At 43.8% G+C, this 16569-nt stretch carries 14 protein-coding genes and 1 tRNA gene; all 15 read right to left on the bottom strand.

What is annotated here, in order from left to right; genetic code table 11:
• Positions 1-206: 206 nt before the first annotated feature.
• The 15 genes from AC5RDS_RS12490 to AC5RDS_RS12420 all read right to left on the bottom strand — a co-directional run bounded on the left by AC5RDS_RS12490 (position 207) and on the right by AC5RDS_RS12420 (position 16568).
• A complete protein-coding gene (locus AC5RDS_RS12490) occupies positions 207-782 on the bottom strand; it encodes an RNA polymerase sigma factor (RefSeq protein ID WP_046403898.1) in 576 nt (191 codons plus the stop codon).
• A 228-nt stretch (positions 783-1010) separates the two neighbouring features.
• Positions 1011-5270, bottom strand: a complete 4260-nt coding sequence (rpoC, locus tag AC5RDS_RS12485) for a DNA-directed RNA polymerase subunit beta' (protein ID WP_022160510.1) — start codon at positions 5268-5270, stop codon at positions 1011-1013.
• A 90-nt stretch (positions 5271-5360) separates the two neighbouring features.
• Positions 5361-9173 carry a DNA-directed RNA polymerase subunit beta gene (rpoB, locus tag AC5RDS_RS12480; RefSeq protein WP_013612167.1) on the bottom strand — a complete coding sequence of 1271 codons (3813 nt, stop codon included), beginning with the start codon at positions 9171-9173 and terminating at the stop codon, positions 5361-5363.
• 96 nt (positions 9174-9269) lie between these two features.
• Complete coding sequence (rplL, locus tag AC5RDS_RS12475) at positions 9270-9647, bottom strand: 50S ribosomal protein L7/L12 (protein WP_013612168.1); 378 nt, start codon at positions 9645-9647, stop codon at positions 9270-9272.
• Between the two features lie 47 nt (positions 9648-9694).
• The gene (rplJ, locus tag AC5RDS_RS12470; protein ID WP_013612169.1) at positions 9695-10213 is read right to left on the bottom strand and encodes a 50S ribosomal protein L10; all 519 of its coding nucleotides are present in this window, start codon (positions 10211-10213) and stop codon (positions 9695-9697) included.
• Between the two features lie 29 nt (positions 10214-10242).
• The gene (gene rplA, locus AC5RDS_RS12465) at positions 10243-10938 is read right to left on the bottom strand and encodes a 50S ribosomal protein L1 (protein WP_013612170.1); all 696 of its coding nucleotides are present in this window, start codon (positions 10936-10938) and stop codon (positions 10243-10245) included.
• Between the two features lie 24 nt (positions 10939-10962).
• Positions 10963-11400, bottom strand: a complete 438-nt coding sequence (rplK, locus tag AC5RDS_RS12460; protein ID WP_013612171.1) for a 50S ribosomal protein L11 — start codon at positions 11398-11400, stop codon at positions 10963-10965.
• 140 nt (positions 11401-11540) lie between these two features.
• Positions 11541-12089: a transcription termination/antitermination protein NusG gene (gene nusG, locus AC5RDS_RS12455; protein ID WP_013612172.1), complete on the bottom strand. Its 549-nt coding sequence runs from the start codon at positions 12087-12089 to the stop codon at positions 11541-11543.
• A 13-nt stretch (positions 12090-12102) separates the two neighbouring features.
• A complete protein-coding gene (secE, locus tag AC5RDS_RS12450; protein ID WP_013612173.1) occupies positions 12103-12294 on the bottom strand; it encodes a preprotein translocase subunit SecE in 192 nt (63 codons plus the stop codon).
• Between the two features lie 73 nt (positions 12295-12367).
• Positions 12368-12440: transfer RNA gene (locus AC5RDS_RS12445), tRNA-Trp, on the bottom strand.
• Positions 12441-12576: 136 nt separating this feature from the next.
• Positions 12577-13764 (bottom strand): elongation factor Tu, encoded by a 1188-nt coding sequence (gene tuf, locus AC5RDS_RS12440; RefSeq protein WP_013612174.1) that lies wholly within the window; start codon positions 13762-13764, stop codon positions 12577-12579.
• A gap of 334 nt (positions 13765-14098) precedes the next feature.
• Positions 14099-14398, bottom strand: coding sequence for a ribosome hibernation-promoting factor, HPF/YfiA family (gene hpf, locus AC5RDS_RS12435; protein ID WP_013612175.1), 300 nt, complete (start codon positions 14396-14398; stop codon positions 14099-14101).
• A gap of 19 nt (positions 14399-14417) precedes the next feature.
• Positions 14418-15341 (bottom strand): tyrosine-type recombinase/integrase, encoded by a 924-nt coding sequence (locus tag AC5RDS_RS12430; protein ID WP_046405908.1) that lies wholly within the window; start codon positions 15339-15341, stop codon positions 14418-14420.
• 67 nt (positions 15342-15408) lie between these two features.
• Positions 15409-15600, bottom strand: a complete 192-nt coding sequence (rpsU, locus tag AC5RDS_RS12425) for a 30S ribosomal protein S21 (protein ID WP_013612177.1) — start codon at positions 15598-15600, stop codon at positions 15409-15411.
• 281 nt (positions 15601-15881) lie between these two features.
• Positions 15882-16568: a potassium channel family protein gene (locus tag AC5RDS_RS12420; protein WP_022160407.1), complete on the bottom strand. Its 687-nt coding sequence runs from the start codon at positions 16566-16568 to the stop codon at positions 15882-15884.
• Position 16569: the final 1 nt, after the last annotated feature.

Here is a 16569-nt window from a genome sequence, read left to right as displayed (position 1 = left end):
GCGGGGGAATACCTAAAGATACAAAAAAGCCAACTAATTCGCAACATTTTGTGTATGAATTAGTTGGCTAATTTTATACTATTTACTGAATATCCCTATATAGTCACCTAATTCTTTGCTAAGGGGTAAAGAAATATAAAAAAAAATTATTTTTTTTCAAGATTCACCATGAGGGAAGCCGTTCAATCGAGTCCAAACATATAAAATCAGTCCAATAAACAAAGTGAGGATTTCTCCCGGAAAAGAAAGAAAAGCAACCACAAATCTCCGATTTTTTCCTTGATGATTCTCCGGGCTATCTGTTTCTGTTTTTTAACGGTCTCTTCGGATATACCCATTTGCTCGGCAATCTCCCGTTGTGATAAACCGTCCATATGTTTTACAAAGATCTCTCTGCATTTAGGGGCCAGCCGCGAAACCACCTCATTAACACGGCGTACAACCTCCTGTTCGAAATAGAGCATTTCAAAGTTCGTATCTCCCGGCCGGTCAATGTGGTCTTCTATAAGCCGATGCCTTTTCCGGTTGCGTAATTCATTCAGACAACGGTACTTGACAGCCTGGTACAGATAAGTCACGATATTTTCCGCTTCACGGATTTCCCGGTTGGCTTCCCAGGTGCGGATAAAAACATCCTGCACCAAATCCTCTGCCCATCCTTCCTCCTCTTTCAATATTCTACGGGCATACAATATCAATGAGGGATAATAATCCAGATACAAACGATGAAAATTACTTTCAGTCAGTTGAAAATCGGATATATACTCAGGACAATTCACCATATATTACCTATCATTCACAACGCAATCATTTATCTTCCTATCTGCTCACGTCACGTGCATTCGCTAGTTTTTGTTACAAAAATAAGATATTTTCCCCAATAATCAACTATCAATGAATCAACATTCGCTTCACAGAAATCAAACAAAATCCGATGCAGTATTCAAATAAATTTGATACCGCATCGGATTATATTACAAAAGCAACCGATCGTTTTGTTCTTACTCCAGTTACTTGTTACCCTGCATTTTCTCCATTTCCTCTTTCGATCCAACGACCAATCCCCGGAGTTCTTTCATACCGGTACCCACCGGAATCAAGTGACCGCAGATCACGTTTTCTTTCAAGCCTTCCAACGGATCCACCTTACCGTAAATGGCAGCTTCGTTCAACACTTTTGTCGTTTCCTGGAAAGAAGCGGCAGAGATAAAGCTGGAAGTCTGCAAAGCAGCGCGGGTGATTCCCTGTAATACCTGAGCCGAAGTAGCAGGTACAGCATCGCGGGCTTCGACAACTCTCAAATCCCGGCGTTTCAACTGAGAATTGATATCACGGAGTGTACGGGCAGAAATAATCTGGCCGGCTTTCACGCGGTCGGAATCTCCGGGTTCCATCACCACCTTCTTACCGAACATCTCGTCATTTTCCTCCATAAACTCGCTCTTATCCACGATCTGATTCTCCAGGAAGCGGGTATCTCCGGAATCCTGAATCAATACCTTACGCATCATCTGGTGTACAATGATCTCGAAATGTTTATCGTTGATCTTCACACCCTGCATCCGGTATACATCCTGAACTTCATTCACAATATATTCCTGAACGGCAATCGGTCCCTGAATATTCAGAATATCGGTCGGAGTGATCGCTCCGTCGGACAACGGCGTACCGGCACGTACATAGTCGTTTTCCTGTACCAGGATCTGTTTTGACAGAGAAACCAGGTATTTCTTCACCTCGCCGGCTTTAGAAGTCACGATAATTTCGCGGTTACCCCGTTTGATCTTACCGTAAGTCACCTCACCGTCGATTTCAGAAACGACTGCCGGATTCGACGGGTTACGAGCCTCGAACAATTCGGTTACACGAGGAAGACCTCCCGTGATATCGCCTGCCTTACCGACAGCTCTCGGGATCTTCACGATCGTACTACCGGCCGTTACTTCATCTCCTTCTTTCACTACGATATGAGCCCCCACCGGCAAGTTATAACTCTTGACGATATTCCCGTTTTTGTCTTCAATGGTCAAAGCAGGTGCTTTGGTCTTATCACGAAACTCGGTGATTACTTTTTCACGGAAACCGGTCGTTTCATCCGATTCTTCTTTGTAAGTCTCTCCTTCGATCAGATTTTCAGAACCGATCTTACCACTGAATTCAGTTATGATCAATGCATTGAACGGGTCCCATTCGCAAAGCAGATCATTCTTCTTGATTTCCTGACCGTCTTTCACAAACAGTTTTGCACCGTAAGGAATATTATGCGTAATCAGAATAATATTGGTATTTTTGTCGATAATCCGCAATTCAGTCAAACGGCCGACAACGACATCACATTTCTGCCCGTTGTCCTGTGTATATTCTACTGAACGCAATTCCTCGAATTCTATGATACCGTCGTATTTCGCTTTCAGAGAGTTCTCGGTCGAGATGTTACCTGCCGTACCACCCACGTGGAATGTACGCAAGGTCAGCTGTGTACCCGGTTCACCGATAGACTGTGCAGCAATGGTACCGACAGCTTCACCCATCTGTACCAGCTTACCGGTAGCCAGGTTACGTCCGTAGCATTTCGAACATACCCCTTTCTTCGCTTCGCAAGTCAGTACAGAACGTACTTCTACACGTTCGATCGGTGATTTCTCGATGGCTTCGGCAATCTCTTCAGTGATTTCATCTCCTGATTTCACCAATAACTCACCGGTGTGAGGATGGTAAATATCGTGTACAGACACACGTCCCAGGATTCTTTCATACAGCGAAGCGACTACTTCTTCGTTATTTTTGATAGCAGCGATAGTAACCCCTCTCAACGTACCACAATCCTCTTCTGTGATTGTAATATCGTTGGCAACATCCACCAAACGACGGGTCAGGTAACCGGCATCTGCCGTTTTCAGAGCCGTATCGGCCAAACCTTTACGGGCACCGTGAGTAGAGATAAAGTACTCCAACACGGACAATCCCTCTTTGAAATTCGCCAAAATCGGATTCTCGATAATCTGACCACCGGTAGCACCCGATTTCTGCGGTTTCGCCATCAATCCACGCATACCGCCCAACTGACGGATCTGTTCACGGGAACCACGGGCCCCGGAGTCAAGCATCATATAAATAGAGTTGAATCCCTGATCGTCTTCGGCCAATTGTTTCATCAACGTATTGGTCAGCTTGGCGTTCACATGCGTCCAGATATCGATGATCTGATTGTAACGTTCGTTGTTCGTGATGAAACCCATGTTATAGTTGTTCATGACCTCTTCTACCTGGTCATATCCTTCCTGTAACAGGGCATCCTTTTCTTCCGGTACGATAACGTCGGCCAGATTGAACGACAATCCGCCTTCGAATGCCATACGGTATCCCAGGTCCTTGATATCGTCCAGGAATTTGGCAGTCACATCAACCCCGCAACGTTTGAACACATCACTAATGATGTCACGCAATGATTTCTTTGTAATCAGTGTATTGATGTACGGGAAATTCTTCGGTGTAAACTGGTTCAGAATAACACGTCCCACAGTCGTTTCGATCATATGGACATATTCATTTCCAGCATGATCGACATCCTTGATCTTCACCTGTATCTGAGCATGCAAATCTACCGCCTTTTCATTCAGGGCGATGATCACCTCCTCGGGTGAATAGAATTTCAATCCTTCTCCTTTAGCTCCCTTACGCGGTTTGGTGATATAATACAAGCCGAGCACCATATCCTGCGAAGGCACTGTAATCGGCGCCCCATTAGCAGGGTTCAGAATGTTATGTGCACAAAGCATCAGGATCTGAGCTTCCAGAACAGCTTCATTACCCAGCGGCAAGTGAACGGCCATCTGGTCACCGTCGAAGTCGGCATTGAATCCGGTACAAGCCAGCGGGTGCAAACGGATAGCCTTTCCTTCGATCAATTTCGGCTGAAAGGCCTGAATACCCAAACGGTGAAGGGTCGGAGCACGGTTCAACAATACCGGATGACCTTTCAATACGTTTTCCAGAATATCCCAAACCACCGGATCACGACGGTCTACGATTTTCTTGGCACTCTTCACGGTCTTCACGATACCCCGTTCGATCAGCTTCCGGATGATAAACGGCATATATAATTCGGCTGCCATATCTTTCGGCAAACCACATTCGTGCATTTTCAGGTCCGGACCCACCACAATAACCGAACGGGCCGAATAGTCGACACGTTTACCGAGCAAGTTCTGACGGAAACGTCCTTGTTTACCTTTCAAACTGTCGGAGAGTGATTTCAACGGGCGGTTATTCTCGATCTTAACGGCATTGGATTTACGTGAATTGTCGAACAATGAATCGACAGCTTCCTGCAACATTCGTTTTTCATTACGCAGGATCACATCCGGCGCCTTAATTTCGATCAACCGTTTCAGACGGTTATTCCGGATAATGACCCGACGGTACAAATCGTTCAGGTCGGAAGTAGCGAAACGTCCTCCGTCCAACGGTACCAACGGACGCAATTCCGGTGGAATTACAGCCAGCACCTTCACGATCATCCATTCGGGTTTATTCACCTCTTTGCTTTCACGGAAAGCTTCTACCACTTGCAGACGTTTCAGCGCTTCGTTTTTACGTTGCTGAGAAGTCTCGGTATTGGCTTTATGACGTAATTCGTAAGACAGATCGTCCAAATTCAGACGTTCCAACAACATCTGAATCGCTTCGGCACCCATCTTAGCGATAAATTTATTCGGATCGTCATCGTCCAGATGCTGATTGTCGGCAGGCAGAGCATCTGCGATGTCCAGGTATTCCTCTTCCGTGAGCATATCCAGCTCAGCGATTCCTTTTTCAGACATAATACCCGGTTGTACCACGATATAACGTTCGTAGTAAATGACAGCATCCAATTTCTTGGAAGGTAATCCTAACAGATATCCGATCTTGTTGGGGAGGGATTTGAAATACCAGATATGAGCCACCGGAACGACCAGCTGGATATGCCCCATCCGTTCACGGCGTACTTTTTTCTCCGTCACTTCCACACCACAACGGTCACAAACGATACCTTTATAACGGATGCGTTTGTATTTACCGCAATGGCACTCGTAATCCTTTACCGGACCGAAAATCCGCTCACAGAACAGACCGTCGCGTTCAGGCTTATAAGTACGGTAGTTGATGGTCTCGGGCTTCAACACCTGTCCGCTGGAGTGTTCCAGAATTTCCTCAGGAGAGGCCAGTCCGATAGCAATTTTTGTAAAGCTCTTGGGCTTGTTGGTATTATTATCTTTTCTAAAAGCCATAATTTTTGAAGTTAAAGGCTAAAAGTTAAAGGCTAAAAGCTAAAGGCTAAAGGCTTATTACCTATAGCTTTTAGCTTATAGCTTTTTACATTATATCAAGTTCACGCTTAATCCCAGTCCTCTCAGCTCATGCAACAATACGTTGAATGATTCGGGCAGACCCGGGGTAGGCATAGGCTCTCCTTTTACGATATGCTCGTAAGTTTTGGTACGGCCCATTACATCGTCAGACTTCACGGTCAGGATTTCCTGCAGGATATGAGCAGCTCCGAAAGCTTCCAGAGCCCAAACCTCCATCTCACCGAAACGCTGCCCACCGAATTGAGCTTTACCACCCAAAGGCTGTTGCGTAATCAACGAGTACGGTCCGATCGAACGGGCATGCATTTTATCATCTACCATGTGACCCAGTTTCAGGAAGTAGGTCACTCCTACTGTCGCCGGCTGGTCGAAACGTTCACCGGTACCACCGTCATACAGGTAGGTTGTACCGTAACGAGGCACACCGGCTTTATCGGTATAGGCATTGATATCGTCCAGGCTTGCACCGTCGAAAATCGGAGTGGCGAATTTCAATCCCAATTCTTTACCGGCCCAGCCCAATACAGCTTCGAAAATCTGTCCCAGGTTCATACGGGAAGGTACACCCAACGGATTCAAACAAATATCCACCGGAGTACCGTCGGCCAGGAACGGCATATCTTCAACCCTTACAACACGGGATACGATACCTTTATTACCGTGACGTCCTGCCATCTTATCACCGATCTGCAATTTACGTTTTTTCGCTACGTAAACTTTAGCCATTTTGATGATACCGGAAGGAAGTTCGTCTCCGACAGTAGCATTATATTTTTTACGCTTCATCTGTCCTTCGATCTCCTTGTATTTGATCACAAAGTTGTGCAGCAAATCACGGATCATATCGTTCTTCTGTTTATCTGTCGTCCACTTGTTCGGATTGATTTCCAGATAATTCAGATTTTGCAAGGTTTTCAGCGTAAACTTCACGCCTTTCGGAATAACATCTTCGTTCAGGTAATTCTTCACTCCCTGAGAAGTCTTCCCATTGGTCAGTTCGAACAATTTGTCGATCAGCAAATCGGTTAAATCACCTACTTTCCGTTCGAATTGTTCGTCGATTTCAGCCAGGATCGTCTTACCTGCAGCTTTCGATTTCCGGTCGCCGATCATCCGCTGGAACAATTTTTTATCGATAATGACACCGCTCAGTGAAGGAGAAGCTTTCAGAGAAGCATCTTTCACATCACCGGCTTTATCACCGAAGATCGCACGCAGCAATTTTTCTTCCGGACTCGGATCGGATTCTCCTTTCGGGGTAATCTTACCGATCAGGATATCTCCCGGTTTCACACGGGCTCCGATGCGGATAATACCGTTTTCATCCAGATCCTTCGTAGCATCTTCACTGACATTGGGGATATCGGCGGTCAACTCTTCCAAACCTCGTTTCGTTTCGCGCACTTCCAGTGAATATTCATCCACATGTACAGAAGTAAATACATCGTTACGAACGATATTTTCAGAGATCACGATAGCATCCTCATAGTTATACCCTTTCCAGGGCATATAAGCCACTTTCAGGTTACGTCCGAGTGCCAGTTCACCTCCTTCCGAAGAATATCCTTCGGTCAGGATTTCCCCTTCCTCTACGCGCTGTCCTTTACGGACTATCGGACGTAAAGTCATGGTCGTACTCTGGTTGGTACGTTTATATTTCGGCAGGACATACTCTTTCGTATCCCCGTCAAAGCTTACAAAACGTTCTTCTTCGGTCTGGTCGTATTTGATCACGATCCGGCGTCCATCCACGAAATCGACAACACCAGGTCCTTCTGCTACGATCTGTGTCCGGGAATCCCGCACCAAAGCACCTTCCAAACCGGTTCCTACAATCGGAGCCTGCGGCTTGATGATAGGCACAGCCTGACGCATCATGTTAGACCCCATCAAGGCACGGTTGGCATCGTCATGTTCCAGGAACGGAATCAAAGAAGCGGCGATAGAAGCAATCTGATTAGGTGCAACGTCCATCAGATTGACATTCTCGATCTCTTCAACCGGGAAGTCTCCGTCTTTACGGGATTTAGCCCGTTTGTTCACAAAGTGACCTTCGTCGTCGATCTTCGCATTCGCCTGAGCGATTACCAGTCCTTCTTCTTCCTCTGCCGATAAATATTTCACCCCTTCCGGTGACAGATCCACCACTCCGGCCTCCACCTTCCGGTAAGGAGTTTCGATAAATCCTAAATCGTTGATTTTTGCATATACACAAAGTGAAGAAATCAAACCGATATTCGGACCTTCCGGGGTCTCGATCGGACAAAGTCGTCCGTAGTGGGTATAGTGAACGTCACGCACCTCGAATCCGGCACGGTCACGGGAAAGACCGCCAGGTCCTAAGGCCGACATACGACGTTTATGTGTAATCTCAGCCAGCGGGTTCGTCTGGTCCATAAACTGTGACAGCGCATTCGTACCGAAGAAAGAGTTGATCACAGAAGACAGGATCTTGGAATTGATCAGATCTACCGGAGTAAACACCTCATTGTCACGAACGTTCATCCGTTCACGGATTGTACGGGCCATACGGGCCAGCCCGACACCGAACTGATTGTACAACTGTTCGCCTACAGTACGTACACGACGGTTGCTCAAGTGGTCGATATCATCTACATCTGTACGGGCATTCAACAGCTTGATCAGATATTTGATAATCTCGATCATATCTTCTTTGGTCAGCACCCGAACAGCCGGATCGGTAGAAAGTCCCAGTTTTTTATTCAACTTGTAACGTCCAACATCTCCCAGGTCGTAGCGCTTGTCAGAGAAGAACAATTTATCGATAACATCACGGGCAGTCGCTTCGTCAGGTGGTTCTGAGCTACGCAGCTGTCTATAGATGTGCATCACTGCTTCTTTTTCCGAGTTACACGGGTCTTTTTGCAGTGTATTGTATATAATGGCATAATCTGCCAGATTTTGCTTTTCTTTATGCAACAGAATCGTCTTTGCACCTGAATCGACGATTGCATCAATATGTTCATTTTCCAGAACAGTTTCCCGGTCCACAATGATTTCGTTTCGTTCGATAGAAACCACCTCACCGGTATCTTCATCCACGAAATCTTCCACCCAGGTCTTCAAAACACGCGCAGCCAACCGACGGCCAACGACTTTTTTCAATCCCGTTTTGGAAACATTTATTTCATCCGCCAGGTCGAATATCTGCAAGATATCCTTATCCGTCTCAAAGCCGATAGCACGTAACAAAGTCGTTACCGGCAATTTTTTCTTCCGGTCGATGTAAGCATACATCACATTGTTGATGTCTGTCGCGAACTCGATCCAGGAACCCTTGAACGGGATAATTCTGGCGGAATAAAGTTTGGTACCATTAGCATGAACGCTCTGTCCGAAAAATACACCCGGTGATCTGTGCAACTGAGATACGATCACACGCTCGGCTCCGTTAATCACAAAGGTGCCTTTGGGCGTCATATACGGAACATTCCCCAGATATACGTCTTCAATCACCGTGTCGAAATCCTCGTGTTCGGGATCCGTACAATACAACTTCAGTTTGGCCTTCAACGGAGCTCCGTAAGTCAATCCTTGCTCCAGACATTCGTCTATCGAATAACGGGGCGGGTCGATGAAGTAGTCCAAAAATTCCAGAACAAAATTGTTCCGGGTGTCGGTGATTGGGAAGTTCTCCTTGAAAACAGTATACAGGCCTTCGTTCTTTCTGTTTTCAGGCGTCGTACCCAATTGAAAAAAGTCCTTGAAAGACTTTAATTGCACTTCAAGAAAATCAGGATATTGCAACTGATTTTTCGTGGAGGCAAAGCTTATTCTTTTGTTTGAAGTATTTGAAGACATCTAATAATTTTTTGGAACCTAAACAATAATAACAACAAAATGGTTTAGAGTCAAAAAGTGACTCTAAACCTCGAAACCCATGGAGGGTCTTATGACTTATTTAAGTTCAACTTCAGCTCCTGCTTCTTCCAGTTGAGCTTTCAATTGTGCAGCTTCTTCTTTAGAAACTTTTTCTTTCAAAGGAGCCGGAGCTTTGTCAACTAATTCTTTAGCTTCTTTCAGTCCAAGACCGGTCAGCTCTTTCACTAACTTCACAACAGCCAGTTTAGACTGACCACCTGATTTCAGGATTACGTCGAACTCGGTCTGTTCAGCAGCAGCAGCACCTTCGCCACCAGCAGCAGGAGCAGCTACAGCAACAGCAGCAGCTGCAGGTTCGATACCGTATTCTTCTTTAAGGATGTCAGCTAACTCTTTTACGTCTTTTACTGTCAGGTTAACTAATTCTTCTGCAAGTTTTTTCAAATCTGCCATTTCGATAAGTATTTAAAATGTTTTTATTCAAAAAATAATAATAATATTTATGCTCTATCTTCAAGAGTTTTAAGCACTCCGCCGATAGTATTCTTCCCTGATTCCAGGGCAGAGATAAGCTTCTGCATCGGTGATTGCAGCAACAGTACGATATCTCCCAGCAACTCTTCTTTCGATTTGATGCTAACCAGAGCGTCCAGTTGGTTTTCACCCACATAGGCACATTCTTCCACGAAAGCAGCCTTCAATACAGGTTTGTCATGGTTCTTACGGAACTCTTTGATCAGTTTCGCAGGAGCATTACCTGTCTCAGACAGCATCACAGCGCTAGAACCGGTCAAAGCACTATAAATTTCATTATAGTCAGCTTCCAAACCGTCCAAAGCAACACGCAACAAAGTGTTTTTTACCTGAATCAGTTTAATTCCTGCTTTGAAGCAAGCTCTACGCAACTCTTGTGTCGCAGCTGCATCCAATTCAGAGATATCACTGATATAGATATGCTTGTGTGCTTTTATCTGCTCGGTTAAATTGTCTATGATTACTTGTTTTTCTTCCCTTTTCATTCTACAAATGGTCCTTTAAAGGTTAATAATTAATCAAGTAATGACTTAAGGTCTAATTTAATACCGGGACTCATTGTACTTGACAGGAATACACTCTTCACATAAGTACCTTTTGCAGAAGAAGGTTTCAGTTTTTGGATCGTAGCCATAAATTCACGGGCATTATCCATAATCTTTTCTGCTTCAAAGTTTACTTTACCGATAGAAGTGTGTACGATACCAAATTTGTCAACTTTAAAATCAATTTTTCCCTGCTTAACCTCTTTTACGGCTTTACCGATTTCCATGGTAACAGTACCGCTCTTCGGGTTTGGCATCAATCCACGCGGACCTAGGATTCGTCCTAAAGCACCAATTTTACCCATGATGGCCGGCATAGTAATAATGATGTCGATATCAGTCCAACCTGATTTCAATTTTTCAATATACTCATCCAATCCAACATAGTCGGCACCGGCAGCTTTGGCTTCTTCAACCTTATCAGGGGTACAAAGTACCAATACTCTGATATCTTTACCGGTTCCATGGGGCAATGTAACGACACCGCGAACCATTTGATTGGCTTTACGCGGGTCTACACCCAGACGAACGTCTATGTCAACTGACGCATCAAACTTGGTAAAAGTAATTTCTTTCACCAGCTGAGCAGCTTCTTCAATGGTATAAGCTCTACCATCTTCGATCTTTTCTAAAGCTAACTTCTTATTTTTTGTCAGTTTACTCATTACGTTTGAAGTATTACGAATTCATTAAAAAGGTTTCTCACCATCGATGGTGATCCCCATACTTCTGGCAGTTCCAGCTACCATGCTCATTGCTTTTTCAATTTCAAAAGCATTCAAATCGCTCATTTTGCCTTCTGCAATTTCCTTTACTTTGTCCCAAGACAAAGAAGCCACCTTTTTACGGTTAGGTTCTGCAGAACCGGATTTGAGTTTTGCTGCTTCCAAAAGCTGAATAGCAACAGGGGGCTGTTTGGTAATGAAATCAAAAGATTTATCACCGTAAACCTGAATAATCACCGGAATGATCTTACCTGCCTGGTCCTGAGTTCTTGCATTGAATTGTTTGCAGAAGTCCATAATATTGACTCCTTTAGAACCTAAAGCAGGACCCACTGGAGGAGAAGGATTCGCGGCACCAGCTTTAATCTGTAGCTTGATAAGAGCTTCAACTTCTTTTGCCATTTTTTTTAGAGTTTGAAAGTTTATAAAGTTATAAGGTTTATAAAGTTAATGAAAACTGCAGTGCTGCTTTAATCACAACCAGAGCAGAACACACTTTAAGAACTTTAGAAACTTTAAAAACTTTAAGAACTAATATTTGTTTATTCTTTTTCTACCTGCATGAAACTCAATTCGAGTGGTGTCTGACGACCAAAAACCTTGACAATTACTTTCACCCGTTTTTTGTCATTGTTCACTTCCTCTATCACGCCGGTAAAACCGTTGAACGGACCGTCAGTAACTTTTACCGATTCGCCAACGACATAAGGTATGTTTATCTCCTCGGGCTGTTCCGACAGTTCATCTACTGTACCCAGAATCCGGTTGATTTCCGATTGACGCATCGGCACCGGATCGCCCCCTTTAGTTTCCCCCAGGAAGCCTATCACGTTCGTGATATCACGAAGCATGTGGGGAATCTCACCAACAAGAGCCGCCTCTATCATTACATAACCGGGAAAAAAGTTCCGCTCTTTGCTGATCTTTTTACCGTTACGTACCTGATAAATTTTCTCGGTAGGTATCAAAACCTGTGAAACATAATCTTGCAGCCCTAGACTGGCAACTTCATTCTCGATGTACTCCTTTACCTTCTTCTCTTTCCCGCCGATCACACGAAGTACATACCATCTTTTTTTAATTTCTGCCATGTAGTTCTGAAGATTAATAAAACATACTATATATGAAATCCATAATGTGTCTGAACGAAAAGTCCATTACAAATATACCAATTGCAATAATGACGGAAGCTATCATTACTATGGTAGCACTGCTCTGGAGTTCAGACCATGATGGCCAGGAGACTTTATTGACCAGCTCGTTATAAACGTCTGCGAAATAAGCTTTTATTTTCATTTTAGATCTTCGATTGTAAATTTTAAATTGCCTGCAAATTTACAATTTAAAATTTAAAATTAAAACATTTCAGCACGGGAGGAGAGACTCGAACTCCCGACACCTGGTTTTGGAGACCAGTGCTCTACCAACTGAGCTACACCCGTATCTTTATTTCGGATTTTTAATTTACGATTTACGATTATCCGGGAAACCGGTAACCGTAAACCGTAAAAATATCCTTCAGGATTCGGACTCCGATCGATACAAGTTTGCAGACCGGAATCACAAATCAGATATTAATTAACCAAGGATTTCAGTAATCTGACCGGCACCTACGGTACGTCCACCTTCACGGATAGCGAACCGAAGACCTACTGAACATGCTACCGGAGTCAACAATTCAACAGTGATTGTTACGTTATCTCCCGGCATTACCATTTCAGTTCCTTCCGGCAGAGTGATTTCACCGGTAACGTCCATCGTACGCAGATAGAACTGAGGTCTGTACTTGTTGTGGAACGGAGTGTGACGACCACCTTCTTCTTTTTTCAGGATATAAACCTCAGCTTTAAATTTGCTGTGCGGTTTAACTGAACCCGGTTTTGCCAGTACCATACCACGTTTGATTTCGTTTTTGTCGATACCACGCAGCAACAGACCAACGTTATCACCAGCTTCTCCTTCATCCAATAATTTACGGAACATTTCAACTCCGGTACAAACGGTTTTCTTACCATCAGCACCCAGACCGATAATTTCCAATTCATCACCTACATGTACAACACCGGTTTCGATACGACCGGTAGCAACAGTACCACGACCGGTGATTGAGAATACGTCTTCAACCGGCATCAGGAACGGTTTTTCATTATCACGCGGAGGAAGTGGAATCCAGTTATCAACAGCATCCATCAATTCCATTACTTTTTCTTCCCATTTAGCCTCGCCGTTCAATGCACCCAGTGCAGAACCTAAGATGATCGGAGTATTGTCACCGTCATATTGATAGAAAGACAACAGTTCACGAACTTCCATTTCAACCAGTTCCAACATTTCAGGATCATCCACCATATCCACTTTATTCAGGAATACAACGATTCTCGGAACGTTTACCTGACGAGCCAAAAGAATGTGTTCACGGGTCTGAGGCATCGGACCATCAGTAGCAGCACAAACCAGGATAGCACCGTCCATCTGAGCAGCACCGGTAACCATGTTCTTTACATAGTCGGCGTGACCCGGACAGTCAACGTGAGCATAGTGACGGTTAGCGGTAGAATACTCAACGTGAGAAGTATTGATGGTAATACCTCTTTCTTTTTCTTCCGGAGCGTTATCGATCTGATCGAATGATTTTACTTCTGAAAGACCTTTTTTTGCCAAAACGGTAGTGATAGCAGCAGTCAAAGTGGTTTTACCGTGGTCTACGTGACCGATAGTTCCAATATTTACGTGTGGTTTTGACCTGTCAAACTTTTCTTTAGCCATGACTTAAAAACTTTTTATTATTAAACAATTTATCTCAAATAACTCTATATACAAACTAAAACTCATCAGGGGAATCAAAGACCTGCATACAACAAGCCTATTCAGCCCACTCTTTTGAGCGTGCAAATATAATTAAATAATTCTGTTCTACAAAATTATTTTCTTTAAAGTTGAATGTTTGTGTTTCAACTTTTTATCCGACTATCGGTTTCCGACTCTCGCTCAGGTTTTACTCATCCGCCTCCAGCCTTTCCTCCCCTGCTTTTTTAACCTTCCCGCTTTTAGCTTTCCAGTCTTTAACCTTTAGCTTCTGATCTTCTCGCCTTTAGTCTTTTCAGCACTCTCTTTCTTTCTCTTTGATTTTCACCAATTGACGCTTTACTACATCATAAAGCTCATCGACTGCTTCCTCGAATTTCTTTGCATTTTTCTTTGCAAAAACTTCTTGGCCTTTAACATTCAACAGCACTTCGACTACTTTATTTTCCAGATTGTCGTCTTTTTCCAGTTTCAAGGTAACTTCCGAACCGATAATTCCGTCGTGGTATTTATCTAATTTAGAAATTTTCTTCTGAATGAAATCTTCCAACTGAGAACTTGCTGAAAAACCAACCGCATTAATTTTAATTTCCATAGTACTTCCTCCTTAAATTTTAAGCCCGGGGATGAGCTTGGTTATAAACCTTTTTCAAACTCTCAAAAGAATTATGAGTATAGATTTGAGTCGCAGCCAGTCCGGCATGGCCGAGTAATTCACGGATAGCCTCGATACAGGCTCCGTTATTCAACAGAGCCGTAGCAAAAGAATGCCGCAAAACATGCGGACTTCGTTTCTTCAACGAAGTGACTTCGCCCAGATATTTTACAGCTAAACGATAAATAAATTTATCGTATACCGGTTTTCCTTTATCCGTAACGAATACAAACTGATGTTTTTCACCTACCAGTTCTTCCCGCTTGTTCAGATAAATCCGGAGATCTCCGGCCAATTCCGGTAACATGGGAACAATCCGTTGTTTGTCTCCTTTCCCATTCACCCGGATCACCGCTCCCCCCAAATCGACGTCTTCCAATTTCAATGCCACCAGTTCCGAGCGTCTCATTCCGGTATAATAAGCCGTCATCAACACCATCCGATCACGGATATTTGCAAAATCCTTGTCGGAAGCGTGTTTATCCAACACCTCATCCATTTGATAATCGGGCACAAACACCGGCAATCGCTTTCCCATTTTAGGCGCCACGACAATCTCCGTCGGATCTTCTGTCAACTTTCCCTCCCGTACCAGATAACGGAAATAAGTCCGTAAAGAACTCAATTTACGCCTAACGGAACGGGCAGTCATCGGCCTCAGCTTTTCTTCACCGTCCACCCCGCCAATCTTCAACCCACCGGACATCAATCCCATTTCAAACCGCCGGACCATCTTGGAAGTAATTTCCTCATCCTGCCGGATCAATTCCACTTTTTCACAGAACTCACGAAACTGATTCAAATCTTCTTTATAAGCTGTAATAGTAAGTGCTGAATAGCGCTTAATATTTTTCAAATAACTCAGAAATGAATCTATTTCCATACTCATCATTCTTAAAACGAACCCAATTTAACACTTTCCTCCGGGAAAAACAAGCCCGGGAAGAAAATTATTCTTCTGCCTGTTGCAAACTCTGCTTGTAGACAGCTTTGATCCGCTGGGCCCGGTTACGTACTGATGGTTTTGTGAAAGCCTGACGATCTCTTAATTCTTTTACAATACCGGTTTTTTCGAATTTTCTCTTGAATTTCTTTAAGGCTCTCTCGATATTTTCGCCTTCTTTTAAAGGTACAATAATCATGATTTCTAATTTTTATAGTTTATAATAAACGCATTAAATAAAATAACAACAGGGTAACACCCTCCCATTACAACCTCCGGCTTAGTCTCTTCCTGAGGTCATTTTGTCTTCTATTTTCAGTTCTTTTCTACTTCATGGCAAGCACCGCTTGTCCGAATTTAAGCACCCCCTTCCAAAGTGGATTGATTTTTAATGCGTTAAACCTATTCAAAATGGACGGCAAAGATAAGGGAAAAAGTAAAAAGTAAAAAGTAAAAGGGAAAGAAAATTTACCCCGATTTTTAAAATGCTTTCCACAAGGCCTGAAAATCTTTATACAAACCGTAACACACCAATTCGTCTTCCTCTTTCAACAGGTAATTGTCGGGAATAACCGTCATCACCTCTTTAGTCAGTTTTTTCATTCCCAGTATATTTTTCACTTCGGCAGCCTGCTTCAAAGCAATCAGTTTTAAATGAAAATCCTCTTCGAGGTTCATTCCGCTCAAAGGATAACCGGCACATTTCCGAGGCACTTTAAACTTAATCACATAATAGTCTTCGTCGACCCGGAACGACTCGGCATGAATACCCAAAGCCAGGAACTGTACAAATTCGCGGGCGGCATCTTTTTCAGGGGTCAGCACTTTGTCGATAGCGAAAGCTTCCAGTATCGCCTTATGCACCGAATCTATAGCCCGGGCAAAGATATGCTTCACTTTCTTTTGTTTCAGCAAAGCGACCACCCGTACAGAAGCCCCGAAATTTTCTCCGATAGCGACAATCACCACATCGATCTCTCGGAGTGGCAAAGTTTCCAGAGCCAGTTCATCCGTTGCATCCAACACAAAAGCCGTGGTAATCTTGTCTTTCAGATTATCCACCCGCCCTTCGTTCTGATCGACACCGATGACTTCGTGTCCGATGGCCATCAACTCCTCGGCCAAACCTCCTCCGTAATTTCCCAAACCAATGATTATATATTTCATA

The organism is Odoribacter sp., from assembly GCF_985060555.1.
The sequence above is the reverse complement of the archived record's forward strand: the minus strand, read 5'-3'. Positions and strand labels throughout refer to the sequence as shown.